The sequence below is a fragment of the Prauserella muralis genome (assembly GCF_003202285.1).
Taxonomy (GTDB): domain Bacteria; phylum Actinomycetota; class Actinomycetes; order Mycobacteriales; family Pseudonocardiaceae; genus Prauserella_B; species Prauserella_B muralis.
In genome coordinates, this window is sequence record NZ_MASW01000008.1 from 45,741 (window position 1) to 70,338 (window position 24,598).

Annotated in this window: 24 protein-coding genes; 10 read left to right on the top strand and 14 right to left on the bottom strand. The window is 68.1% G+C overall.

Annotation, left to right across the window (positions count from 1 at the left end; genetic code table 11):
• Positions 1-6: 6 nt before the first annotated feature.
• The 8 genes from BAY60_RS34815 to BAY60_RS34850 form a co-directional block, all read right to left on the bottom strand.
• On the bottom strand, positions 7-474 hold the full coding sequence (locus BAY60_RS34815; RefSeq protein WP_112276282.1) for a hypothetical protein: 468 nt from the start codon (positions 472-474) through the stop codon (positions 7-9).
• A complete protein-coding gene (locus tag BAY60_RS34820) occupies positions 474-1,274 on the bottom strand; it encodes a hypothetical protein (RefSeq protein WP_146771131.1) in 801 nt (266 codons plus the stop codon). The genes BAY60_RS34815 and BAY60_RS34820 overlap by 1 nt, the downstream gene beginning before the upstream one ends.
• Entirely contained in the window at positions 1,271-2,944 is a 1,674-nt protein-coding gene (locus BAY60_RS34825; RefSeq protein ID WP_112285671.1) for a hypothetical protein, read from the bottom strand. The genes BAY60_RS34820 and BAY60_RS34825 overlap by 4 nt, the downstream gene beginning before the upstream one ends.
• Positions 2,941-4,800 (bottom strand): hypothetical protein, encoded by a 1,860-nt coding sequence (locus BAY60_RS34830; protein WP_146770612.1) that lies wholly within the window; start codon positions 4,798-4,800, stop codon positions 2,941-2,943. Before BAY60_RS34830 ends, BAY60_RS34825 begins: the two co-directional genes overlap by 4 nt.
• Positions 4,801-4,925: 125 nt before the next feature.
• Entirely contained in the window at positions 4,926-6,380 is a 1,455-nt protein-coding gene (locus tag BAY60_RS34835) for a tyrosine-type recombinase/integrase (RefSeq protein ID WP_091679564.1), read from the bottom strand.
• A gap of 99 nt (positions 6,381-6,479) precedes the next feature.
• Positions 6,480-6,692 (bottom strand): hypothetical protein, encoded by a 213-nt coding sequence (locus BAY60_RS34840; RefSeq protein WP_199542942.1) that lies wholly within the window; start codon positions 6,690-6,692, stop codon positions 6,480-6,482.
• The gene (locus BAY60_RS34845; RefSeq protein WP_233520190.1) at positions 6,685-7,059 is read right to left on the bottom strand and encodes a hypothetical protein; all 375 of its coding nucleotides are present in this window, start codon (positions 7,057-7,059) and stop codon (positions 6,685-6,687) included. The genes BAY60_RS34840 and BAY60_RS34845 overlap by 8 nt, the downstream gene beginning before the upstream one ends.
• On the bottom strand, positions 7,059-8,342 hold the full coding sequence (locus BAY60_RS34850) for a helix-turn-helix domain-containing protein (RefSeq protein WP_112276300.1): 1,284 nt from the start codon (positions 8,340-8,342) through the stop codon (positions 7,059-7,061). The genes BAY60_RS34845 and BAY60_RS34850 overlap by 1 nt, the downstream gene beginning before the upstream one ends.
• Positions 8,343-8,792: 450 nt before the next feature.
• Here BAY60_RS34850 and BAY60_RS34855 point away from each other — a divergent pair, with 450 nt between their 5' ends.
• The 6 genes from BAY60_RS34855 (at position 8,793) to BAY60_RS34880 (ending at position 17,400) form a co-directional block, all read left to right on the top strand.
• Positions 8,793-8,978: an FxLD family lanthipeptide gene (locus BAY60_RS34855; protein WP_009151814.1), complete on the top strand. Its 186-nt coding sequence runs from the start codon at positions 8,793-8,795 to the stop codon at positions 8,976-8,978.
• A gap of 81 nt (positions 8,979-9,059) precedes the next feature.
• On the top strand, positions 9,060-12,173 hold the full coding sequence (locus BAY60_RS34860; protein ID WP_186361385.1) for a lantibiotic dehydratase: 3,114 nt from the start codon (positions 9,060-9,062) through the stop codon (positions 12,171-12,173).
• Complete coding sequence (locus tag BAY60_RS34865; protein WP_091679561.1) at positions 12,170-13,420, top strand: lanthionine synthetase C family protein; 1,251 nt, start codon at positions 12,170-12,172, stop codon at positions 13,418-13,420. The genes BAY60_RS34860 and BAY60_RS34865 overlap by 4 nt, the downstream gene beginning before the upstream one ends.
• A gap of 45 nt (positions 13,421-13,465) precedes the next feature.
• Positions 13,466-15,559, top strand: coding sequence for a methyltransferase, FxLD system (gene fxlM, locus BAY60_RS34870; RefSeq protein ID WP_091679559.1), 2,094 nt, complete (start codon positions 13,466-13,468; stop codon positions 15,557-15,559).
• Positions 15,560-15,564: 5 nt separating this feature from the next.
• A complete protein-coding gene (locus BAY60_RS34875; protein ID WP_075849513.1) occupies positions 15,565-16,689 on the top strand; it encodes a hypothetical protein in 1,125 nt (374 codons plus the stop codon).
• A gap of 159 nt (positions 16,690-16,848) precedes the next feature.
• A complete protein-coding gene (locus BAY60_RS34880) occupies positions 16,849-17,400 on the top strand; it encodes a methyltransferase domain-containing protein (RefSeq protein WP_205215079.1) in 552 nt (183 codons plus the stop codon).
• A 134-nt stretch (positions 17,401-17,534) separates the two neighbouring features.
• Here BAY60_RS34880 and BAY60_RS34885 read toward each other — a convergent pair whose 3' ends face one another.
• From BAY60_RS34885 to BAY60_RS34910, 6 genes are all read right to left on the bottom strand, one after another.
• Entirely contained in the window at positions 17,535-18,140 is a 606-nt protein-coding gene (locus BAY60_RS34885; protein WP_075849313.1) for a copper resistance CopC family protein, read from the bottom strand.
• Positions 18,137-18,568, bottom strand: coding sequence for a chromate resistance protein ChrB domain-containing protein (locus BAY60_RS34890; protein ID WP_112276286.1), 432 nt, complete (start codon positions 18,566-18,568; stop codon positions 18,137-18,139). Before BAY60_RS34890 ends, BAY60_RS34885 begins: the two co-directional genes overlap by 4 nt.
• The gene (locus tag BAY60_RS34895) at positions 18,565-19,110 is read right to left on the bottom strand and encodes a Chromate resistance protein ChrB (RefSeq protein WP_245788976.1); all 546 of its coding nucleotides are present in this window, start codon (positions 19,108-19,110) and stop codon (positions 18,565-18,567) included. The genes BAY60_RS34890 and BAY60_RS34895 overlap by 4 nt, the downstream gene beginning before the upstream one ends.
• The gene (locus tag BAY60_RS34900) at positions 19,107-19,319 is read right to left on the bottom strand and encodes a DUF378 domain-containing protein (protein WP_091679556.1); all 213 of its coding nucleotides are present in this window, start codon (positions 19,317-19,319) and stop codon (positions 19,107-19,109) included. The genes BAY60_RS34895 and BAY60_RS34900 overlap by 4 nt, the downstream gene beginning before the upstream one ends.
• Before the next feature lie 98 nt (positions 19,320-19,417).
• A complete protein-coding gene (locus tag BAY60_RS34905; protein ID WP_083666521.1) occupies positions 19,418-20,392 on the bottom strand; it encodes a DUF1259 domain-containing protein in 975 nt (324 codons plus the stop codon).
• A 59-nt stretch (positions 20,393-20,451) separates the two neighbouring features.
• Positions 20,452-20,784 carry a PepSY domain-containing protein gene (locus BAY60_RS34910; RefSeq protein WP_075849307.1) on the bottom strand — a complete coding sequence of 111 codons (333 nt, stop codon included), beginning with the start codon at positions 20,782-20,784 and terminating at the stop codon, positions 20,452-20,454.
• A 188-nt stretch (positions 20,785-20,972) separates the two neighbouring features.
• Between BAY60_RS34910 and BAY60_RS34915 the strand changes: the two genes are divergently transcribed.
• Genes BAY60_RS34915 through BAY60_RS34930 form a run of 4 tightly spaced genes read left to right on the top strand, consistent with a single transcriptional unit; the run spans position 20,973 to position 24,518 of the window.
• Positions 20,973-21,671 carry a response regulator transcription factor gene (locus BAY60_RS34915; protein WP_205215529.1) on the top strand — a complete coding sequence of 233 codons (699 nt, stop codon included), beginning with the start codon at positions 20,973-20,975 and terminating at the stop codon, positions 21,669-21,671.
• Positions 21,668-23,065: a sensor histidine kinase gene (locus BAY60_RS34920; RefSeq protein ID WP_075849303.1), complete on the top strand. Its 1,398-nt coding sequence runs from the start codon at positions 21,668-21,670 to the stop codon at positions 23,063-23,065. Before BAY60_RS34915 ends, BAY60_RS34920 begins: the two co-directional genes overlap by 4 nt.
• Positions 23,062-23,739: an ABC transporter ATP-binding protein gene (locus tag BAY60_RS34925; protein WP_075849301.1), complete on the top strand. Its 678-nt coding sequence runs from the start codon at positions 23,062-23,064 to the stop codon at positions 23,737-23,739. Before BAY60_RS34920 ends, BAY60_RS34925 begins: the two co-directional genes overlap by 4 nt.
• Positions 23,739-24,518, top strand: a complete 780-nt coding sequence (locus BAY60_RS34930) for an ABC transporter permease (protein ID WP_112276288.1) — start codon at positions 23,739-23,741, stop codon at positions 24,516-24,518. The genes BAY60_RS34925 and BAY60_RS34930 overlap by 1 nt, the downstream gene beginning before the upstream one ends.
• Positions 24,519-24,598: the final 80 nt, after the last annotated feature.

The window sequence follows — 24,598 nt, forward strand, 5'->3', positions numbered from 1 at the left end:
TCCAGGCTAGAGCGGGCGGGTTTGCCGATGACCTCGTGCACGCTCGATGCCACGAACAGGTGAAGATTCGGACCTGGCTGCTCTGGTATCCATTGAGGTCACTGGAGGTTGTTTGTCAAGCCTCTTCCTCAGCGTCAGGTTCTCGTGGTAGAGGTCGGCGGTCACGCTAGCGAGCGCATCGAGCTTCCCCTGCAGTTCGGTGACGGCCCGCTTTTCGGCGCGTAGCGCGGCTGTGAGTGCCTCGATCTTCTCGTCCCGACGAACCTCACCGGTGGAGCGCAGGACCGGCCGGGCAACTCGGGTGTCCCACTCGGCCAGAATCTCGCCAGCACGGTGAACGGTGGCATGGCTGACGCCCGCTTCGCGGGCCAGATTTTCTTTGGTCAGTGCGCCGTCTGTGTGGATCGGAACTCCGTCGAGCAGTCGTTGTATCGCTGCTCGGAGCTTGGTCTCGGTCGGGGGCGAGACGGCCATCAGGGGCGCTCCTTGGTCAGCCAGGTACCGGTGATCAGCCGGACTTCGGACAGGCGGTTCTCGAGGGCTGCGCGGCGGGGTGTGGCCAGCCGCGGGTCGCGGAGCATGCGCGTCAGATCGGCGTCCTCGGCGAGCCAGACTGGGCCGTGCTTGTCCTGGTCTACTGCCGAGTTTCGACACCGTGCGGGCTGGCAGGCTCCCAGGACGGGCGTTTTCCCTCGCTGCCCTTCGGGTAGCGAGTTCTGGCATTCCGCCTGAGCGGGGTCCCAGAGACAGTGGTTGACCGTGCCGAAATGCAGGTCAGCAAACTCATCCCGTAACAGCAGGACCTCGATTTGCTCGTCAGCGAGTTGAGCTCGCAGAGCTGGGGCTCTGTTCATCGTCGCAATCACGTTGTCGAGGCCGGAGTGGAGCTTGGCCGCTGCGGGACCGACTGCGACGTCGGTGCCGGACCGGCGGGATTTGAGGAGTTCGACGAGTCGCCCAGCGGCGGCGAGTTCGAGCTGGTTGTCGAACTCCTTGGCCCAGTGGGTATCCATGCGGGAGTAGCCCTGGGTGATTCGGTTGGCCAAGGTACGACGGGCCAGGTGCTTGAGTTGATGGCCGAGGGCGATCTCGGAGTCGGGCTCTTGACTGCAGATGATCGACATGGTTCTTCGGAACATATGCGGACGGATGCGGCCGGCCGGGATCTCTTCCAAACCCGTTCGTTCGAGGGAAGCGTTGACTCCCGCGACGAAGAAGTCGATCTCGCCGGCGGCATCGATTCCGCGCACCGTGTCCTCGTTGTGAGCGGTCACCCTGGGCGGATCGAGAGCGACGAACAGGTGAGTGTGATGCCAGGACAACCGGTCAAGAACTGCCAGAGTTTCGACGACCGGCGCGCTGATCCACCAGTTGAGTTCCGGTTGCGCCGGGTCGTGCTGAGCTTTCGGGACTTGACTGCGGGCGCTCCGTAATAGGCAGTGAGGGATCCGCGCTCGATTTCCTGGATCTCTGAGTCCCGCATCATCGTCAGTCCTGCCATGAACACATAACATGCCGCCCTGACCATGCGGATTTCGTCCGCGAGTTCCTCGACGCTGATCTGGCCGCGCCACGGCCGCGTGGTTCCGTCCTGACGGGTGACTGAGGTGAAGTCCTTGCAGGGCATCGGAAGTGAGCGGGTCGTCATGGTTCCGGCGAGCTTCTGTACCCGCCCGGCCGCGGCAGCGTCCTCGACCTTCTGTCTGCGCGCGGCGCTAGTCACGGAGCGCTGTGTAAAGGGTGCTGTGCCCGCGGTGCCGTAGATCAGTGCTTCCAGTGCAGTCCAAATGATCGTTCCAGGTTCGAGGTCGGAGCGCGGCGCACGTGGCTGCTTGGTGCGGATTGGGATCAGGTTGTCGGGATTGGTAAGCCAGTCGTCGAGAACCTGATCGAGTGCAGCTGTGCTTCGGCCGAGGTAAATGGCGGGATGGTTGACCACGTCGGTCCGGGCCCGCATCTCTGACCAGGAGTAGGCCTGTACCTGCCCCCGTTCCACGGCTCGAAGGACGGCGTCTCGCCGGCGCTGCGCCGCTCCCTTCCTTGTGGTCTGGAAGAGCCCCGTGTTGGTGCCGCCTGTGATCGTCAGCGCGAGATGATGCCAGATCGGCTCCCCAGCCGACTTCGTCTGGTGGTCGTACTTGTGGACTGGAACGAGGTTGTCGGGGTTCGCGAGCCAGTTGTCCACCAGCTCGTCGTTTCCCGCCGGAGTGCGGAAGGCCGGTCGACGTTCAGGGCTGTCGCCAGGATCTGGTTGCTGCGCCAGCTGATCGCGTAGGTCGAGGATGTGCGGCGAGAACTCGTGGATGTAGGCCCATGCGGCCCGCAGAAGCGGCCACCACGTTGATGGCGGTATGGATGCCGTCGACGGAGTATCGCTGCGGTGCCTGATCTCCCGGAAAGTATCGGTGTTCCACAGCCCTTGAGCCATGCCGCCGTGAGTGAGTACCGGCGCGAGCGTCGAGAGCCAGCTCAGCGCCGTCGCGTCGGGTTTGAGCGCGTTCGCCCTGGCGGTGATGTGTTCCACGAATCCGGCCCAGTCTTCTTCGCGCCAGGCCGCGATGTCGGCGGGCATGTCGTTGGCCAACGCCCAGGCAGCGAGTTTGCCCAGTGTGTAGGCGCATTGCCGGACCGTGCTGTGCGCCGCCGGCTCGGCGACAAGAGCGATCCCCGCGTCCCGAATGACTTTGTGCGTGGGGTTGAGCATGCTGAAGCAGATTTCCCGGATCCGCAGGTTCCAGACGGAATCGATCACCGTGAAGTTGACCTTCCACGCCGCCGGGCGGACGTTGCTCGGACGGCGAATACACCCGAAACTCCAGGACCTGCTCTCGCCGAACTCGGGAATAGGGACGCCTTCCACGAGCGGGTGGCCGGATCCGAAGACCGCCTCATCAGCGGAAACAAGGGTGGAAGTCACTGCCGTCGGCTGGGGCGTCGTGCTCACCGGTCATACTCCGTCCTCATACCCAGCGGCAGGTCCAGCCGCAGCCCCTGGTCGCCTATCGCTTCGTGGGCGTCGTGGAGCTGCTGTGCTGTGCATTCCGCGAACACCTCGGCCAGGGCTGTGGCCTGGGTCCCCCAGATTGCCGTCCAGCGGATCGGGTCCAGGGCGTCGCGCATCCGCTCGATGTGGGCTGCCAGCAGCAGCAGCCTCGGCAGCTGCGAGATGAATACGACGGCGTTGCGGCAGATCATGCACATCGCCGGGGCGACGTGGCAGGGCTTCCCGCCAGGGGTGAATGGCGAATCGTAGGGATCACGGCAGTGAGTCAGGCCCATGTCGTACTCCCCGGCGCGCATCGCGGCGGCGTGTTCCACAGTCATCCCCGCGGCCTCGGCGACCTCGGGTTCGGCCAATCGATGCTCTGCTTGAGTGTCGAGGAGCATCGGCTTGGTCGTGATCGTGTGGAAGACGCGTTCTTGTGCGCGGTTGATGGATCGTCCGGCGAGTGTTAGCGCCGTCGTTCCGTGGGCGTAATGGTGACGGAAGACCTCGATGTGATGGTCGTCCGCCGCCACATCGGTGAGGGTTCCGCCGAGGGCGGCCACACGGGCGGTTTTCACGGTCTTGCGGAGCCTTCGGGCGTAGTGCGGCTGAGAGATCGCCATAGCGGGTGTGCCGTCGTCGTTGCGATGCCAGCTGATCCACGCGCTGAACCCGTTGTGGTCCTCAGTCCATGTGGCGACTCTGGCCCGCATAGTGGTCCTGGGACGGCCCGCTTCGACCGCGAGGAACAGCACGTCCTCGGAGTCGAACGATTCGCGTGCCTGCCAGGTGACCTCCATCAACCGCCGTAGGAGCCCACCGACATCCCACCTGCCGACGGCAAGATACACCTCGCTTCCGGTGTCCCCATCCAGATCCGCGACATCGCCTGTGCTGGCCTTGCTATCAGGAAGGTCCGGGTGGAAATCAGCCCGGATGCGATTCGCGCGGAGTTTGGTCTGCCGCACTCGCACGCCCGCGTCAGAGAACTCCAGGTCCGCCATACGCAGGTCGAGGAGTTCCTCGGGGGTGCAGTCGGCCATGCCCAGCAGCAGGAGTACCCGGAAGGGCTGCAGGTCCTGCTCGGACGGGAACAGCAACCGGTTGATCGCTTTCAAGCAGGCATAGACTCCACGTTCCCTGCCAGGCGGGTTCGCTTCGATAACGTCCTTGATCGGCTGCGACCACGATGACGAATTCATGGGCAGGTGCTCGAGGAGATCTGTGGTCGTCAGAAGGCGATGCTTGGCGGCCCAGACCAGGTTGGCGAGGTCATGCCAGCCTTCGCGGCGGGGGTCAGCTCCGGATCTCAGCAGATGCTGCCCCCGAGTGAGGCGTTTCTCCAGTGCCCGGACGTCGGCCCTTGCGGCCTCCTGCAGTGCCAACCGTTCCTCGTTGGAGTATTCGTCAAGGACCGCGTTGGGGCGGCGCTTGTATGTCGGAGGCCCCGCCGCGCGACGACGAAGGGTCTCCGGAACATTCGGGTCGCGCTCCGCACGCATATCGATCAGCGCCAGCACAGCCGCGGCCTTGCGGTAGGGCTCCGCTGATCGCAGCCCGTGCCGCCTCCGCAGATCTGCCTCCCAGCAGAAGAGGGCTTCGATCAGATCGATTTTCATCCCGGCCAAACGCGCCTCTGCAGGCTCGCACCCGACGGTCGGCAAGTGTTCATCGAGGAACGTTCCCAGCTCCCGCACGGCCGTGAAATAGCAATCGGGCTTGCGCAGCGAGACCCGATGGGCGTACGCCACAGCCTCGTCCGCCAGCTCCGCGACCAGGACGGAACATCGGAACAGGGAGGGGGCGATACTCAACCGCACCGTTCGCCCTCGCCGTTCCCGGACTATAACCCGGTCCCCGATCCTATCGGAGTTGGCGGGTTTCACTTCTGGCACCACCATCGTACGTGGGCGCGAAGCACGTTCGCCTCTGCGGGCCATCACAGGACCGCGCGTTCCGCGGCAAGAGCCGCGTACTCCGCGTAGGTCTTGTCTGATTCATTCCACTCGGCAATAGCTTGGGCCACAAGAACGTTGGTGTTCCGGACGTAACGCAAATACTTCATCGTCGACCCAGGATTCAGATGTCCGAGTAGCCGCTGCAAGATCAACTGCGGATTGCGGCAGATGTGGTCGGCCAGGTAAGCATTGTGCCCACCGTTGAGTCTGCGGTCCGTCTCCTGTGCAATCACCAACTGGGTGAGCTGCTCCAACATGTAAACCGAGAACGTGTGCCGTAGATCGTGGATTCTGAACCTGCGCGGCATCACCATATCGACACCGTTTTCAGCTGCAATCCGAAGAGATCTGGCGTGCGCATCATCGAAGATCTGTTCCCACCGTTGCTTACTGAGCATCCGGCCACCACGGCCGACGAACAACGCCATCGGCTCCAGACCGCAAGGCCCTTCGGTCACCGCGATTCTCCGCAGCTCCGCGGTCATCTTCTCGATCGAGAACGTCCGGCGTCTCCCATGCAGCCGCCCGCTGACCTTCATCTGCCGCTCGTCGATATCGGTGACGACGAACAGCTCGGCTCTGCGCCTGGTCAACGCCGGTGCCGCCCTGCGAATCGTGGCGGCCCGCTCGGTGCGCCGGTAAAGGTCGAGCTCTTTCATCACGGAATGCTGGATCGTCACATCGCGGGGCAGGCTGTACTTCGCGATCATCTCCAGCCGTACGTCGACCGGCAGGCAGTCACGACGCGGGAGTCCGACCTCGATGTCCAGTAGCGAGGTGAATTCCCTCAAGCGCATCCCTGTCGTCACCGCGAGCTCCGCTGCCGCCGCGTTCCTGAGCGGAGCCGAACCTCGGAACGACAGGTCGACCCGGTCTGCTGGAAGCATTCCCCGCAAGCCGACCTGCTTGAGGAATCGCCACTGCCGGTGGGTCAGATGGCGAATGTCCAGATCCGATACCGCACCCCAGGCCAGGACGTCCCGGCCGTTGCGCAGCCGGCGATAAGGCTTGCGGTCCAGCCACTGGGCCTCGACCGCCCACTCATAGAAGTTGTTGATCAGCGCTCGTCGGCGCTTCCAGGTCGCCGGCGCGTTCGGCTTGTCCTGTAGCTCGGTCCGCTCAGCGCGGTAGGCGATCAGGTTTTCCTCAGTCGCCGACAGGACGTCAGTCGACGGTTCCAGCTGAGCCAGGAAGTCGACGAGGTCGAGCAGGTCGTAGGTGTAATCGGACAACGTCTTAGGTTGGTGAGTCTTGGCCATTTCGAACATGAACGAACACAGTGGCTCGACCGGCCGCATATCCCGTCCGAGGAAGAACGGAGTCCCATCCTGCGGCGAACCCTTCCGCCGCAGGACAGTGAGACCGTCAACGCCAAGACCAGGCACGGGCTCAAAATATCGACGGACCTTGTCCCTCGACACGAAGAAGTGATCCATCGTTCGCCCCTCAGTGAGAGCTATACGGCTCCCAGAACCTAGCGGGCACGAATCAAAGGCGACAGAGCGGTACGAACGCCACGGAACGGTGAGACAGGCTCAAATACTTGCCATAACAGGCGGTACCCAGCCTCGCACCCGGTGCCGCACGAGCAGCACGTGGCGGTGCTCCGGGTCGGTGACCCAGACCTCGGCTGCGAGCGGCTCCAACGCGGTCGAACGTGCGTGTAGCCACGCCTGAGCGTCGTCGTACTCGGTCTCGGCAAGGCGAGCATCGACGGCCGCAGCGTCGATCGTCGCCTGGTCAGGCATCGCGTTCGATGCGCTCGAAGATGTCGATATCCGTCGCCTTCTGCCAGTCCGGCAAATCGTTCCAGTCCGCGACGTACGACGGCTTCGGCTCGGGGAAGTGCTTGAAGATCTGGCCGATCCAGCACAACGCCACAAAGCGGCCTTTCTGGTCTGGGGTCAGTTTGGTGGTGGCGCCGTCGGTGGCCTTGATGAAGGCGACGACCTGGTCGTACACGGCGGTCGCGGCGTCGCGTTCCCAGTCGGGGGTCTGGTCCCACGGGGTGATGTAGCCAGGCTTCGGCTCACCGGGGTAGTGCTTGGTGACTCCGGCGATCCACGCCTCGCGGAACACGCGGCCACGGTCGTTGTGCATTCGGTCGTCCTCCATCACGCGGCGCGGTTGCCGACGAGTTTGGTGATCTCGGCATCGAGTCGCTGGATTTGTTGGTCGTTGAGCAAGGAAGCAAGGTGTGGCTGAAGGACCCGCAGCTTCTGTGCGATGACCCCCGAGCGGGTCTGGCGGGCGGTAGTCAGGACGGTGTCGGCGTAGGTGACGACCTGGTCCGGGTCGCGACGGTGCACGCCGATCATCGCCAGGTCGGTCAGGACGCCTGCTTTCCGGCGGGCGGTCAAGGTGCCCTGCAGGGCGTCGACCAGAGCCGCTTCAGCTAGGTCGTGGCGGCCCAGCGTGACGTAGCAGGTTCCGCGTTCTTCAGCCAAGCGGGAGCCATCAAACCGGAGCCAGCCGCCGTTGTGCACCTGGCCCCGTAGGCGCTGGACCTCAGCAGCGGTGTCGAGGGCATGTTGGCAGGAGTCAAAGTCGCCGAGGCCGGCGAAGGTCTCGGCCTGCACCACGGCGACCCAGTGTCGGGTCGACAGGCTGGGGTCGCCTCGACGTGCGATGGTGGCGGCCACGTCGAGCATCGGCGCGGCATCCGCGAATCGGCGCTCGTACACGGCGACGAAAGCATGCCTGGTCAACGCGCAGGCCCACAGGTCGGAAGCGACGGCCTCCTTGCTCGCTGTTGCCGCAAGCGTGTAGCAGTGAGCGGCGTCGGTGTATCGGTTGCCGTCGAAGAAGATTTCCCCCGCCAACTGGAAGAGGTCGGCGGTCAGCTCGCAGAGCCGTTGTCGGATGGTCGGTGTCTGCGGTCGTCGCAAGGAGTCGCTGAGTACACCGAGTTGGGCTCGGACCAGCGGCAGCACCTGGGCCTTGGTCGGCGACAGTGCGTACACGCGCCACAGGTGGGAGTTGAGCTGGGCGAACTCCGCTGCTCCCGCCGTGTCCACCGTGCCCGCGTGAGCTGTGGCGGCGAGCCGGTCGACGTCGCCGAGTACTGTCTCGCCAGCAGGCAGCGCGAGCAACGCGCCGGTCATGCTGAACAAGCGCAGCAGGTCACGACGGTTCATGTCGTCGGCCTCCGCAGGGTCGGCTGGTTCAGTGGCAACGGTAGAAGCTTGCCGGTTCGGCGTGAGCAACGCATCCAACTGGTCGAGGCTCACATCGAGGGTCTTAGCCAAACACGGTCGACGGTACGGCTGCGGGGTCAGGGTGCCGCGTTCCCAGCGTCCGACCGTGGAGAACTCCACGCCCACCGCCGCGCCGAAGCTCTCCTGGGTGTAGCCCATCTGCTCACGCCGCGCGGCGAAGGCATCTCGTCGGTCACTCATGAACACCACCTCACCCCGTCGGTCACCTGCCACGATAGCCAGCTACGGGTCAAGGCTGATCACCCGCTCGGCGAGCTGTACCCGTTCGGACTACCGCCTCTGAAAAGGCGTTTATGCAGGTCAGAGGTGATGACGCCTCATTGCCGCCTCATCGACGCCGCGTCGGCGCTCTGGCTATCGTTGATCACCAGGGGTTTGACTGATATCGCTGCGGTCCGGGCGAGCTTCCGCTTCGGCGCAGCCCGAGTATCCGGAAGCGTCTTTCACCGGGACGTGCCGTCGAGGGGTGTGTGGTGGTAGGACTGCCCTCCACTTCGATGGAATTCCGCTCGCGGGTGTGCTGGCGGGAGCGCTCGGTACCTCGGTCGAGTTCCGGGCTGGTCCGCCTGGCGGGCGAAGTCACGGCCGACTCGCCGGGACTCGGAGCGTAAAACCCACGAAGGAGGATCTGTGACGGTTCAGATGGAGTGGTCGCCGACCACGGTGGCCACGCCCGCCGCGGAGGTCGAGATGGGCTCGGAGTTCGACCTCGACATCACGCTGGTCGAGGTGGTGGACCCGGCGCATCTGATCAACATGACGGATGACGGCTGCGGGACGACGTGCGAGAAGTCGACCTGCATCAGCGCCGCCTGATTGTCACGAGCGACCGGACGCCCGCCAGGGGCTTCTTGGGCGGGCGTCCGGTTTCCATCCGTCGCTTTGGAGAGGTGTCCCGTGTCCACGGCCTTGCCCGACCGCGTCGGCTTTCGAGCCGCGGGTGGCCTGTTGGTCCGGGCTGTTGCAGAGGGCGAGCTGAAACTTCCGCCGTGGCCGACGCTGACCGCGACCGGGGCCGACGCCGTCACCGCGTGGGTGGACTGGCTGCGCGAAGTGTGGGAGGTCGAAGCCGTCCGTGACGCCATCGGCCTGGCCAGCCCTGTCCTTGCTGACCGCGTCCACAACCTGTGTGGCGCTCAGGTTGCCAGCGAGCGCGAATCCCGGCGCGTGGTGCTGTCCGTTCTGCGGTACCTGGCACGGTTGACCGGCCGTCCGACTCCCAACGGCTTGTTCGCCGGGGTCACCGCCGCGCGGTTCGACGCGGATCCCTCTCAGCGTTGGGGTGATGATCATCGCGCGGACGCTGCGGCCGACGCCGGGTGGCTGGCCGAGGTCATCCGACGGTTGGAAGGTCAGGCCGAGATCCTGGAGCGCTTGGTCCTCGTCGCGAACTCCACGTTGATGGTGCGCGGTGAGCGGCTTGTGGTTCCGTACCAGCCGACCGTCAACCATCGAGGCACCGGCGCAGTCGAAGTCGAACTTCGCTACACCGGCCCGGTGCGCGCGGCCGTGCGAGCTGCGCGGACACCGATTCCTTTCGATGACATGCGCGAGCAGGTACAGGCCGAGTTCCCGAGCACCGCCGGGAGCACGGTGACCGGCTTGCTGGCCACGTTGGTCGCTCGTCGCGTGCTCGTCACCAACCTCCATGCGCCGAGCACGGAGCCCGACGCACTTGGCCACTTGGTGCGCGAGCTGGCCACGGTCGGCGAGGCTGCCACCGAGCGGTGCATGACGCTGAACGACATCCACGACATGTTGCGGCGACATCGGAACAGCCCAGCGGAAGCGCGGCGCAGGCTACGGACCGACGCCGCCGCGTCCATGAGCCGCCTGGCTCCGTCACGGCGGAGCCCAGTCACGGTCGACCTGCGGCTGGACCTGGACGTCGTGCTCCCCAGCGCAGTCGCCCGCGAAGCGGAACGTGCCGCGCTGGTCCTGGCGCGCCTGACCTCCCGCGCCAGCGGTACGGCAGCCTGGGCGGACTTCCACCGACGCTTCTACCAGCGGTTCGGCACCGGCGCACAGGTGCCACTGCTCGAGGTCATTGCCGACAGCGGGATCGGCTGGCCTGACGGCTACCCCGGCACCAGCGGAGTGGTCACACGACCCCAGCAGACGCCTCGGGACGAACGGCTGCTGGCGTTGGCCCAGGCCGCCGCGTTGGACGGTCAGCAAGAGGTCGTCCTCGGCGAGAGGTTGATCGCCGAGCTGGAGCTGGCGCCTGTGCACTCGATGCGGCTGCCCTCGCACCTCGAGTTGTGCGCCCGTGTCGACTCCCCGAGCCTGCAAGCCCTGAAGCAGGGCAACTTCCAGCTCGTCGTTACCTCAGTCTCGCGATCGGCCGGCGTCGTCAGCGGCCGTTTCCTGCACCTGTTCGACGAACACGACCGCCGAATGCTGATCACGCCGCTCGCCCCGCCCGCGTCTGACGGGGTAATCCAGGCCCAGTTGTCATTCCCGCCTCTGGACCCCGCCACCGCACACGTCGCCCGCAGCGCCCAGGTCCTGCCAACCATCGTCAGCCTCGCCGAACACCGCGACACCGCCGCGTCAACGGCGGTCCTCACGGCGGCGGACTTGGCGGTCAGTTGCGACAGCGACCGCCTGTATCTGACCGCACCCGCCCTCGGCGCGAGGGTCGAAGCGTGGGGCTTGCACGCACTCAACCTACGCAAACACACTCCGCCGCTGGCCCGCCTCCTGGTCGAACTGACCCGCGCACACTGCGCGGAGGTCACCGACTTCGACTGGGGCACGGCGGCCACGTTGCCGTTTCTTCCTCGGCTGCGCTTCGGCCGCATCGTGCTGTCCCCGGCCCGGTGGCGGTTGGCCGCAGCCGACCTTCCCGACCGGACCTCCAGCTGGGCGACCTGGGACAGCGCCCTGGCCGAGTGGCGCACCCGCCGCCGCCTCCCGCAGGCGGTGTTCCTGGTCGACGGGGACTGGCGGTTGCCGCTCGATCTCGTCGAGGACGCACACCGGGTCCTGCTGCGCGAGCACCTCGGTACCCACCCCCACGCGGTGCTGGAGGAAGGACCCGCTGAGGACGCCGCCGGATGGCTCGATGGCCGTGCTCACGACGTCGTCGTGCCCATGGCCAGCTGTCAGCCGCAGGCCACGACGCGGCCACCGCGCCCGACGCCCCAGCGGATCGTCCGGCCAGGTGAGCACGGGCTGTCGCCGGGTGGTTCCCCCATGCTGTTCGCCAAGCTCTACGGCGACCCGCAACGTCACAACACCGTGCTCGCCAAGCACCTGCCCGCACTGCTGGCGGAGTGGGGCGATGCCCAACCGCGGTGGTGGTTTCTGCGATTCCGCGAGGGCAACGAGCACTACCTGCGCTTGCGGATCAGTCTCCTCAGCACTGAGCCAGTGGTGTTCGGCGAGGCGGCCGGCCGGGTCAGCGCCTGGGCCGACCGGCTCCGCCGCCTCGGCCTGCTGCGCGACATCGCTTTCGCGACCTCCTACCCGGAGACCGGCCGCTGGGGCTCAGGTGCGGCACTATCAGCCGTCGAGGCGTTCTTCACGGCTGACTCCCGCGCCGTGCTCGCCGAGCTCGCCTGGCCCGCGCGACCGCACGACCATGCTCTGGCCGCGGCGAACTTCGCCGCCATCGCCGTCGCCTTCATGGGAGGGACCGAGGCCGGGATGCGGTGGCTGGTCGACCATGTCCCGGCCAAACCTCCTACCGTCGTGCCCCGGCCGGTGTTCACCGAGGCACAATGCCTCGCCGACCCCTCCGAGAATTTCCGCGCCTTGCGCAGCACGCCGGGTGCGGCTTCGGTCGTCGCGACATGGGCCGAGCGCGCCCAGACCGTAGCTGCCTACCGAGCGCACCTGTCCGGGGCTGAGGCCGAGGGCGTCGACCCGGACGCCGCCTTGGGCTCGTTGCTGCACACGCACTTCCTGCGGGCCTACGGCATCGAGCCCGACGACAAGGCGGTGTGCCTTTACCTGGCCCGGACCGCGGCCCTGACCTTCGCCGCCCGCACCGGAGGACCGCGATGAACGCCGACCTCGCCTCGGATGCCGCGGTCGAGTACGCGACGGGGATCGCCGATCGCCTCGCCCGGCCGGACGCCCCCCACCTGCCCACGGACGAGCCGTGGTGGCACCAATCCCTCGCCCACGGCGCTCCTGGTGTGGCACTGCTGCACATCGAGCTGGCAGCCGCCGGGATACGGCCGTTCGACCGCGCCCATGACTGGCTGACCGCCGTCACCAGCAAGCCGATCACCGCCGGAGCGAGCACCGGCTTGTTCTACGGCGCGCCGGCAGTCGCGCGCGCCCTCGCGGGAGCCGCCACAGTCCGTCCCGGCACGTACCAGTCCGCCCTCACGCCCTTGACCCGGCAGATCGCCGCCGACGCCCACAACCGCGTCGACAAGGCCCACGAGCGCATGGACGTCGTCGGGATGTTGCCGCAGATGGCCGAGTTCGACACGATTCGGGGCCTCGCTGGTCTCGGTGCCCATCTGCTGCACCACGACCCCGACGGCACCGCCCTGCCGGCCGTTCTGGGCGCCCTCGTGCGGCTCACCCAACCGGTGATGGTCGAAGGAGAGGCCCTGCCGGGGTGGTGGACCCTCACCGGTCCCACCGGCCACGAGGACGACGAGTTCCCCGGAGGCCACGGCAACTTCGGCGTAGCACACGGCATCGGCGGCCCGCTGGCACTGCTGGCCCAGGCCCTGCGCCGGGGCATCGCCGTGGACGGGCAGCGCCAGGCCGTCGCGACGATCTGCGCGTGGCTGGACTCCTGGCGCATAAGCACTCCGAGCGGGCACCGGTGGCCCTACATGGTCACCCGAGACGAGGCGCGTTCGACGCCGATGTACGTGCGGCACAGCGGGGCCAGCCGACGCCCGAGCTGGTGCTACGGAACAGCGGGCATCGCCCGCACCCTGCACCTCGCCGCCCTGGCCCTCGACGACGCCGATCGCCGCCAGATCGCCGAGGAAGCCGTGATCAGTGCGGTGACCGACCCGGAACAGGATGCGTTGATCAGCGACGCTTCGCTGTGCCACGGCTACGCCGGACTCGCCCGGATCACCGCTCATACCGCCATCGACACACCGGAGCCGGCCGCTTCCCGACTCCGCGCGCTGGCCACCGAGATGCTGCACCGCGCCTGCGCCCAGGCCGTTCCCGAAGGCCCCGGCTTCCTCGAAGGCGCTGCCGGGGTCGGCCTAGCTGCCCTCGCCGCTGAGATCGAGCCCGCGACAGGCTGGGGCACCGGCCTGCTCATCACCTGATCCGTCCGAACGCGATCCGTCCGACCGAGAGGAGATTCCGCGCTGATGCTGCCGGACAGCTGGCACCACTACCTGGTCGAGTTCGCCGACCCGACCACGGCCGAGCACACCGCCGCGACCCTGCTCGTACCCGCTCTCGACCAGGCCCAACAGGACGGCGAACTCGACACGTGGTGGCACCTGCGCAAGACACCCGCCTGGCGGCTGCGTTACCAACCGGTCAACCCCGAGACGAAAGCGGTCGACACGCTGCTGTCCGACCTGGAGGCCGATGGGCATCTCGCGCGCTGGACTCGCGGCATCTACGAACCCGAAACCCTTGCCTTCGGTGGACCCGCCGCGATGGACATCGCGCACTCGCTGTTTCACCACGACAGTCGCCACTGCCTCGCCCGTGCCACGAAACCCGCTGCCTTGGGTCAGAGAGAGACCACCGTCCTGCTGTTCAGCTCGATGCTGCGCGCCGCCGGGCTGGACTGGTTCGAGCAGGGCGACGTCTGGGACAAGGTGGCTGCGCTCCGGCCCACCGCCCAACCCCACTCCAACAACTCTCCGCACACCGAGCGGTTGAGCCAAGCCGTGCGCCGACTGATGACCACCAACACGCACAAGGTCGCCGACGTCGCCCCCGACGTGGTTCCCGAGACCTGGTGGACAGCGTTCGACACGGCCGGTCGCCAACTCGCCGAACTCGCTCGCGCCGGACACCTCGAGCGGGGCCTGCGCGCCGTCCTGGCGCACCACTTCATCTTCCACGCCAACCGCGCCGGTCTCTCCGGCACCGACCAGGCCACCCTCGCCGCGCTGGCCGTCGACACCGTTTTTTACAGCACGCCTACCCGGCAGGCACCAGCCGGGACCACCTCCAACACCGTTAGGGTTCCCGCAATGACAACCACCGTCAGTGACGCTTCCACCGGCTCCGCCGACGAGCTGCGTACCAAGCTCGCCGACCGCCTCGTCAAGGACGGCACCGTCCGCACCGACGCTGTGGAGGCCGCGTTCCGGCAGGTGCCCCGACACCTGTTCCTGCCCGACGTCCCCCTGGTCGAGGCGTACGCCGACGAGCCCGTCTACACCAAACACGAGGGCGACGGCACCCGAATCAGCGCCGCGTCCCAGCCCAAGATCGTCGCCATGATGCTCGAACAGCTCGGCATCCAGCCCGGCGAACGGCTGCTCGAACTCGGCGCGGCCACCGGCTACAACGCCGCCCTGATGGCCACCCTCACCGGCGCCGACGGGCATGTCACCACGATCGACATCGACGAGGACCTCGTCGCCGGAGCACGCGAGCACCTGGCCGCAGCCAGCATCGACAACGTCGAGGCGGTCGCCGCCGACGGCGCACTCGGCCACCCAGAAACTGCGCCTTTCGACCGCGTCATCGCTACCGTCGGTGCCCACGAGGTCCCGGCTGCCTGGCTCGACCAGCTCACACCCGGCGGACGTCTGGTAGCTCCGGTGCGCCTGCGTGGTTGTGCCTCTCGCAGCATCGTCTTCGAACGCGACCAGGACGGCTGGCGCAGCCTGGGCAGCGAGATGGCGATCTTCATGCCGCTGCGTGGCCTTGGCGACGACGCTCGCCGCGTTCTGGACCTCACCGGCACCGGGGAGGTGACGCTGCAAATCCATAAGGACAACAACCACGCCACCGACCCGGACACCCTGACCGGCGTCTTCGACAGCCCTGCCTGCGAAGTGTGGACCGGCGTGCACTTCGTCCCGATGGAATCCTTCGAATGGCTGGATCTCTGGCTGGCTTGCCACCTGCCCAACCCGCTGATGCGCATGGAGGTCGCTCCCGCTGCGAAGGAAAGCGGCCTTGTGCGGCCGATGTTCCCCTCGGTGGCGATGGCCACCACCGCCGCCGACGGCAGCCTCGCCTACCTCACCATCCGCGCCGCGGACCCCGATCCGGACGGCGGCCGACGCTACGAGGTCGGCGTCATCGGCCACGGCCCCAACGCGCAGGAACTCGCCGAGCAGGTCTCGGTCGAGATCTCGACTTGGGACCAGGGCTTCCGCGCCAGCACCGTCCGATTCGCCATTCCCGACACCGCGCCCCAGCCGGACACCAACCCCGGCTTCGTGGTCCTGGACCGCCCCACCAAGCCCATGACCGTCACCTGGGAGTGACGCCCGTGGACCCCGCCGGCCAGTTCGCCCGCCGCTTCCCCCTCGTTGCCCGAACCCGCCCGGCCTGCCTCCCGCTGGCCCGGCGGGTGGCCGAGCTGTGCGACCGAGCACGCCAAGTCGAGCACAGCGGCGAGCTCGCCGAAGCCGCCGCCGTGCACAACAACGCGGCGCTCATCGCCTCCGACTGCGGCCTGCCCGAACTGGCCCGGCGGTGGTGCCACCAGCAGGTGAACATCTACCTGCGCGCCCGCCCCTTGGGCGCGCAGGTAGCCCGCCTCGCTCTCGAACCGATCACCAACCTCGCCCGCCTCTACATCCGCGAGGGTCAGGGCGAGCGCGCCTTCGCGCTGATCGACACCCTGTTCACCGCGGTCTCCGCCCGAACTGACGCCATCGTCGACGGCATCGAGATCCCGGCCGACCTCACCGACTCCGCCGAGACGCACCAGCACATCCGCAGCTGGCTGTGGGCAGTCCTGCTGGCCACCGGTGGCCGCGCTCTGGCCGCAGCCGGCCGCTGGGCGGAGGCACGCGCCCGGCTCGACGCGTACAAGGGCGTCGGGCGACGGATGCTTGACGGTCGCCAGATCGCGGTCATCGCCCACGCCGTATCCGGGGACACCGACAGCGCCCTCACCCTCTTGGCCGACACAACACCAGGAGACCCTTGGGAGAACGCCGTGACCGCCTGCCTGACCATCCAGTGCCACGGCGCCTCGGGCGTCGCCGATCTGCCCACGCTCCTGAACCAGTACCACCGACTCGACACCTCCGCGCCCGGCTTGGCGGTCTTCCACACACGGCTCGGGTTGTCCTTCATCGACGCCATCGGCACCGTTGACGATCCACCCGTGCACCAGATCGCCGTTGATCTGATCGACTACGCCGCCGCGACACGAGACGGATACGTCGCTCGCGATGTACTCGCCCACAATGGTTGCCGCGAGCTGCTCACCGACTCCCAAGCGCGCGAGTTGTCCGATTCGGTCGAAGCGTGCGCGCTCGGCAGCGGCACGCTCCCGGCCACACTGCTGGCAGACCTCACGACAGCACTAGCCTGCGCCGAAGAGGCCATGGCACGCAGCGTGAAGACGATGTCCTGCAACGTCAACGCTCCAGCGAACCCGTAGGGCGGGTCCTAGTGAAGCCGTTGCACCACAACGGGTTTGCTTCCTCGGCCCGAGAAACAGCCCGTGTCGATCACTAACGATGCCCGCCAACCCGACGATCGTTGATACGAAGGAACGATGCACACCACCACTACTTCGCCGGAAGCGCTACGTGCGGCAATGGTCGAGAGGATCCAGAAGGCCGGGCACGCAAAGCACAGCGACGTCGAGCGGGTTTTGCGCGACACACCGCGGCACGAGTTCGTGCCGGACGCCGACCTGGCGGTCGCTTACGACCCGTGGCAGGCGGTGGTCACCCACCGGTTCGAGGACGGCCGGTCGTTGTCCTGCGCGTCGGCACCTTGGCTAGTAGCCGCGATGCTCGACCAACTCGACGTCCAGCCGGGCAACCGCATCCTGGAGATCGGAGTGGGGACCGGTTACAACGCCAGCCTGCTCGCCCAGTTGACCGGCCGCGCGGACCTGGTGACCACCATCGACGTCGACCCGGACGTGACCGCGAAAGCCTCACAAGCGCTGGCCGCCGCCGGCTACGGCGACGTGCACGTGATCACTGGCGACGGCGGGCTCGGCTACCCCGACCACGCCCCGTACGACCGCATGATCGCCACGGTCTCACCGTGGGACATCCCCGCCCAGTGGTGGAAGCAGCTCGCACCTGGAGAACGGCTGGTCGCCCCGTTGCGGTTCCCTGTCAAGTCAGCTTGTTGAGCTTCTCACGGCCAGGCTGGCGGTGAGTCGATGGCTCTGGTGTTGTTGGAATCTGACACCGCATTGGCTTTCGCGCTGGTAGGCCAGGACTACGGGAGCTATGCCGACCGAATGTCTCGTGACTGCGGTTGTCGTCATGTCCGGTCTGGCCGCTGCGCACGTGATGCGCGGACGCGTCGACGGTGACGAATGGTGAGGAGGGTTAGTCCTGCCAGGAGGCTGAGTGCGATCGTGGCGGCCAGCGGCGTGGTGATCGTGGACTGGTTGGTGGCTGGTGGCGCTGTCGGCGGTACTGAGTGGGGGGTGGTGGCTGGTGTGGTGGCAGTGTTTTCGGGGGTCGTGGTGACGCCGGGGGTGATGGTGAAGCTGTGTGATCCGCTGGCCTGGTGGCCGTCGAGGTCGATGACCTGCCAGGTGACGCGGTAGGTGCCCGGCTGGGTGAGTGTGTGCAGTGGCTGGGAGATCATGTCGTGCTTGACGATGGCGTTGTCGCGGGCGACGTCGTGGCCGTTGGGGCCGGTGACCCGGATGCTGAACGTGTTGATCAGTCGGTCGAAGGTCAGGTACACCCAGTCGACCGGTTCGGTGAGGACGGCATTCGCTGGTGGGGTGGCTTCTTCCAGCAAGGGCACCGCTGATGAGGGGGTCGCTGTCGCGGGGTGATCGGTGCCGAGCAGGCTTGCACAGAGCAGGGCGGCCAGGATGCCGAGGGTGGCGCGGCGGATGTTCCCTGCGGTCATGCGGGTTCGCGGCCGAGCATCTGGGCGCGGTGGTAGTACTCGTAGAGGCCGTCGAAGATGGGTTTGGTGATGGTGAGGGTGTGCTGGTCGTCGCCGATCATGGATAGGCCGCGGAGGATGGCGTCGAGGCCGGGGGCTTCGGGGGCGTCGTAGCGTTCGTCGTCGAGGTCGGCTTCGTGGATGATTTCGGCGATGCGCCAGAGCACGGGGTCGGTGAGGTCGTGGCGGCGCAGGATGGTTTCGAAGCTGCAGTCGTCGCCGTGGTGGCCGAGGTCGACGCCGCGCATGTCGAACGGGGTGGCGTCTGGGGGGACGTCGGCGGGGTCGGTGACGAACACGAAGGCGGCGTCCGGGTCGATGCAGCGGCGGATGAGCCAGGCGCAGGCGGCGCGGTCGATGTGGATGTGTTCGCGGGTGGCCCACTTCATGCGGTCTCCTCGGTGTGGTGGTCGGGGTGCAGGGCGTCCACAGCGGCCTGCGCGGTGTCGCGTTCGGGTGGGGGGAAGTAGTCGCGGCGGTGGATACGCCGCAGCTCGGCGCGCAGGGTGCGCAGGGCGCGTCGTCGCTCGGCCTCGCCGAGTGAGCGCGCTTGTTCGGCTTCGGTGAGCACGGCGCGGTACTCGGCGGCGCGGGCGGCGGCCATGGTCTGTGCCAGGCGGCGTTCCTGTGCCAGGCTGGTTGGTTGGGCCAGCCACACGCCGGCGGTGCCGCCGGCGGCGAGGATCTCGTCGGCGATCCAGTCGAGGTGTTCGCGGGTGCGGGCGTCGGCGGGCAGCGCGACCAGCCCGTCGCCGAGTTGGGCGACGCCGAGGCGTTTGAGTTTGCGCCAGACCGTGATCCGCGGGGTGGACGGCTCGCGGGGCATGCGGTAGGACAGCAACACCCACTGCCCTGCCCGCTGCCCTGCCTGCCGCGGCGCTGCCGATCCCGTCGATGGTCGCTCGTGCGCTGGATCGGTGGAGTTGCTCACTGATGTGTTCGGTCTCCGACGACGACGCGGCCGATCCAGTACAGGCCCGCGAGTCCGATCAGCACGAACACGATGTCGTCGAGCGGATCGGCGATGGGTTCCAGTGCCCGATCCAGCACGTTGATGTCGGTGACGAACGCCGCCCAGGCGAACGCGCCGATCAGCAGTAGCACGAAAGCGATCCAGTCCAAAACGGTGCGTGGCCGCATCCTGCGCTCCTTCCCGTTGTCATGCTCGTTGTCATGGTGCTTGTCCGGCCCCGCCGATCGTCACGACGGGGCCGGAAACGCTGTCGGCGTGAGTGGTATCAGCCTGGGGGTTGCAGGTTGGTGGCGTCCAGCGCGGGGCGGAGGGCTTTGGCGAGGGTGACGCCGTCGTCGACGGCCCAGAAGTGCATGTAGAACAGGCGGGGTTGCTCGGTGAGGCTGTGGTTGTGCACTTCGACCAGGTCGATCCCGCCTGTACGCAGCGCCTGGATCACCTTCTGGACCTCGGGTGCGGTCATCACGAAGTCACCGTTGATCGCGGCCCGCCCGCCGCCGAGTGGCTGGAAGTTGATCGCGGTGGTCACCCCGAACGTGGGCGGAAGGACATGCCCGTCGTCGGTGATGGTCTCCTTGCGGGCGATGCTGAACTTGTAGATGCCGCCGTCGGCGGTGCCCTTGCGGCCCAGGGCCTGGTCGATGCCGGCGGTGTCCAGGTCGATCGGCGGCTGCTGACCTGGTGGCGCCGGGGCTGGGATGGCGGTGGCGTCCAGTGCGGCTTGCACGCCTTGGGCGAGCGCTGCGGGGTCGTCGCTCATGGCGTGGATGTGGGTCCACCACACCGGCGGTGTTTGCTGCAGCAGGTGTTTGTGCAGCGCGGTCTGCGCGATGCCGTGGGCTTGGAGTGCGTCGGTGACCTTGGGCAGTTCGGCCTCGGTGACCACCAGGTCGCCCATGAGCATGACGCCGTCGCGGTACTTCGCGAAGGCGGCGTAGCCGCCCAGCGACAGCCCTGGTTTGATCTCGACGCCGCCGGAGGTGACCTGCAGGTCGGTGCGGGGCAGGCCGATGCGGTAGACGGTGTTGTTGTCGCCGAACTTCCCGGTGCGGCCCAGGGTGTCGGTGACCGGCTTCCAGTCCGCCTCGGTGGTGGGGATCGGCTGGTGGCGCCGATGCTCGGCGTCGGCAGCGGTGTCGCTGGCGGGGGTGGTGTCGGTGCCACAGCCGGCGAGCGGGACCAGCAGCAGCGCGGCCAGCGGCAACACCACGCGGGCCGCGCGGGCGGGGGTGAACGGCATGTCCTTGCCCTCCTCGAACTCGATCGTGGTCGGTGTAGATCGTGGTCGGTGGTACGCGGTCAGCCCTCGTCACCGTCGGCGTCGTGGTCCTGGCCGGGAGCCTCGGTGCCCACGACGTGGAAGGTGCTGTCGAGGTGGACCTCGACGGTGGAGCCGTCGGGCTTGGTGACGGTGACGCCGTAGGCGGCGGCGCCCTCGTCGGTCTCGGTCTCGACAGCGCCGGCCTTCCCGCCGGGCACGGACTGCACGGCCGCGGCTCGTGCCTGGTCGGCCGCGGGGCCGCTGACCTCGTCGCCGTCGCCGGACATCGCGGAGGCCAGGCCCACGCCCCCACCAGTGAGGACGAGCACTCCGGCGGCGATCCCGATCCCGATCTTCGTCTTGCGGTTCATGCCTTCTCCATTCTCCACGCTCCTGTAACCGTGGTTGCATGAGGTGGTTGCATGGGTATGGGTAGTCGGTGGAGATGAAGCCGTGATGAAGACACGACGGCGGTCACCCGGATGTGGTGGCACCGTGCCCGTGAAGGGGCGCCTGTGCAGGGTGCTCGGGGGTGGCGCCTGAAGAGAGGTGATGGATGGTGCGGGTACTGGTGGTGGAGGATGAGCCGAAGATGGCGGGCCTGCTGCGCCGTGGCCTGGTCGAGGAGGGCTACGCCGTCGATGTCGCCACAGACGGGGCCGACGGGTTCGGGGCGGCGGTCAGCCGCGACTACGACGCGGTGGTGCTGGACGTGATGCTGCCCCGGCTGTCGGGGTTCGAGATGTGCCGGCGACTGCGCCGCCAGCAGGTGTGGGTGCCGGTGCTGATGCTCACCGCCCGTGACGCGGTGACCGATCGGATCAGCGGCCTGGACGGCGGCGCGGACGACTATCTGACCAAGCCGTTCCACCTGGAGGAGCTGTTCGCTCGGTTGCGGGCATTGACCCGCCGCGGCCCGGTCGCCCGCCCCACCGTGCTCACCGCGGGCGATCTGCGGATCGACCCGGCCAGCCGGCGGTGCTGGCGCGGCGAGACCGAGATCGCGGTGACGGCCAAGGAGTACGCGCTGCTGGAGATGTTCCTGCGCCAGCCCGGCGTGGTGCTCACCCGCGAGCTGCTGCTGGAGCACTGCTGGGACTTCGCCTACGAATCCCGCTCCAACGTCGTCGAGGTGCACATCCGCGCGCTGCGGGACAAGATCGACCGGCCATTCGCGGTGGTCTCGCTGGAGACCGTGCGCGGCGCCGGGTACCGGCTCCGGCCGGATGGTGGACGGCCGCGGGTGGGGGCGCGATGATCCGGCGGTGGCCGCTCCGGATCCGGCTCACCGCCGCGTTCACGGTGATGATGGCGCTGGTCCTGCTCGGAGTCGGGATCGTCACCGTGACGCACACACGCGAATCGCTCGACGCCTCGATCAGCGAATCGTTGGAGCACCGGCTGCGCGACCTCCAACCGATCGCCACCACCGCCGCACCAGTGCTGTCCAGCGGCGGCCGGGACACCGGCGAGCAGGTCCTCGACGACGCAGGCCAGATCATCGCCAGCTCCCCGGACGTGGCCGACCAGCCCCTGCTGACTCCAGCGGAGCTGGCGACCGCGCGGCGCGGCGAGCTCGTGGTCGATCACGCCACCGCCGGACAGCTGGACGGGCCGGTGCGTATCGCCGCCGCCCCCACCGGTGCGGACGGCCGGATCGCCGTGGCCGCGGTGACCCTCGCCGACCGCGACGCCGCGGTGGCCGACCTACGCCAAGAACTGGCGGTCGGCCTGCCGCTGGCGCTGCTCGCCGCCGCGGTCGGGGCCTACCTGCTGGCCGCCGCCGCACTGCGACCGGTGGAACGGATGCGCGCCCGCGCCGCCACCATCACCGCCGCACACCCCACGCAGCGTCTACCCGTGCCGTCGGCTCGCGACGAAATCTCCCGGCTGGGCACCACGTTCAACGATCTACTCGACCGCCTGCACGCCGCTGTCGAGCGGGAACGGCAGTTCGTCGCCGACGCCAGCCACGAGCTCCGCACCCCGCTCAGCCTGCTGACCACCGAACTCGAACTCGCGGCGCGCCGACCCCGCACCACACGGGAACTGACCGCCGCGCTGGGCTCGGCATTGGAGGAAACCGAACGACTATCCCGCCTGGCCCAGGACCTCCTCCTGCTCGCCCGCACCGACCAGGCCGGTCCGCCGGCCCGGCCCGGCGAGCCCACCCCGGTGCGTCCCGTGCTGGAGTCAGTGATCGCCCGCTACCGCAGCACCCTCGACGAGCACCAAGTGATCCTGGACTGCTCACCGGAGCTCACGGTGCGCGCCGATCCCGGCGATCTCGACCGGGCGGTGAGCAACCTGATCGACAACGCCGCCCGGCACGGGCAGCCACCCATCATCATCACGGCCAGCCCGCCCGACACCGAGCTTGGGGTGAGCATCCGGGTGCGTGACCACGGCTCCGGCATCGCCCCCGAGTTCCTGCCGCACGCGTTCGACCGCTTCACCCGCGCCGACGACGCCCGCACCGGCGGCGGCACCGGACTGGGCCTGGCCCTGGTCGCCGCGCTGGCCCGCCGCAACGGCGGTGCCGCGACTGCCGCCAACCATCCCGACGGCGGCACCACCGTCATCCTCACCCTCCCCGCCGCCAACCATCCCGACGCCACCATTCCGGACGCCCCGGCCGCCGCACCCGGATGAGCACCGTGCCCGGTTTTCTTCTGGACCGGGTCACGGTGACCCGCGGCCCAACCCGACTGCTCGACGGAGTCTGCGCCCGTCTCCCGGCCGGAGCGTGCACGGCGGTGGTCGGTCCCAGCGGCGCCGGCAAGTCCACCCTGCTGCGCCTGCTCAACCGGCTGGAGGACCCCAGTACCGGCCAGATCCTGCTCAACAGCACCCCGCTCGCCGAGCTCGAAGTGCTGGCACTGCGGCGCCGGGTCGGCCTGGTCGCGCAACAGCCGGTGCTGCTCACCAACCACGTGGCCGAGGAGCTGCGTGTCGGACGCGCGGAGCTGACCGAGCACCGCATCCAGCACCTGCTCGATCTCGTGGGCCTGCCCGCACGCTTCGCGCAACGCCGCACCAGCGGCCTGTCCGGCGGCGAAGCGCAGCGGGTGTGCCTGGCCCGGACGCTGGCCGTCGAACCCGAGGTCCTGCTGCTGGACGAGCCCACCGCCGCGCTGGACGCCGTGACCACAGCGGTGATCACCGAGGCCGCCCGCAACCACACCGCCGCGGGCGGGACCGTGATCCTGGTCAGCCACGACCTCCCCCTCGTTCGCGGCATCGCCGAGCACGTGCTGGTCCTGCACCACGGGCGCCTGGTCGCCCACGGGCACCCCGACCACATCGACTACCTGGAGGCCGGGTGATGACCGGACTGTCCGTGCCCAGCTGGGGCGGCGTCGCCGCCTCCCTGCTGTTGATCGCCCTCACCGCCGCGGTGGCCTACCGGCAGCGGCTGCACCTGACCCGCGAGCTGATCACCGCATCGCTGCGCGCCGGGGCACAGCTGGCCGCGGTCGGCGTCCTGCTGCTGGTGATCTTCGCCCACACCGGCCTTCCCGGCGCGTTCGGCTGGGTGACGATCATGATCCTCCTCGCCGGACAGGTCGCCGGCCGCCGCGGCACCGGCCTGCCCCGAGCCCGGTGGGCAGCCACCCTCGGGGTCGCCGTCGGCAGCCTCGTCACCCTCGCCACGCTGCTGGGCCTCGGGATCATCTCCACCCAAGCGCGGGTCGTCGTCCCGATCGGCGGCATGATCGTCTCCGGAGCCATGCAGGCCGCCGGGGTCGCCCTGCGCCGCCTGCGCGAAGACGCCCAGCAGGCCCGCCCAGCCATCGAAGCCCGGCTCTGCCTCGGGCTCCCCGCCCGCGACGCGTTCCTGCCCCACCAACGCTCCGCGCTGCGCACCGCGCTGCTGCCCGCGATCGACTCCACCAAGGTCGTCGGCCTGATCAGCCTGCCCGGAGCCATGACCGGACTCATCCTCGCCGGCGTCGACCCCCTCACCGCCATCCGCTACCAGATCGTGGTCATGTACATGCTGCTCGCCGCCACCGCACTCGCCGCTCTCACCGCAGCCCGGCTCGTCGAACACGCCCTGTTCGACCACGCCCACCGCCTCATCCCACTCCCCGAACCCCACTAACCGACCACTCCCACCGCCTCGGCCAGCCCGCATCCCGCCACCTGGACACCCCTCCACCGCACTAGTGCAACCATGGTTAC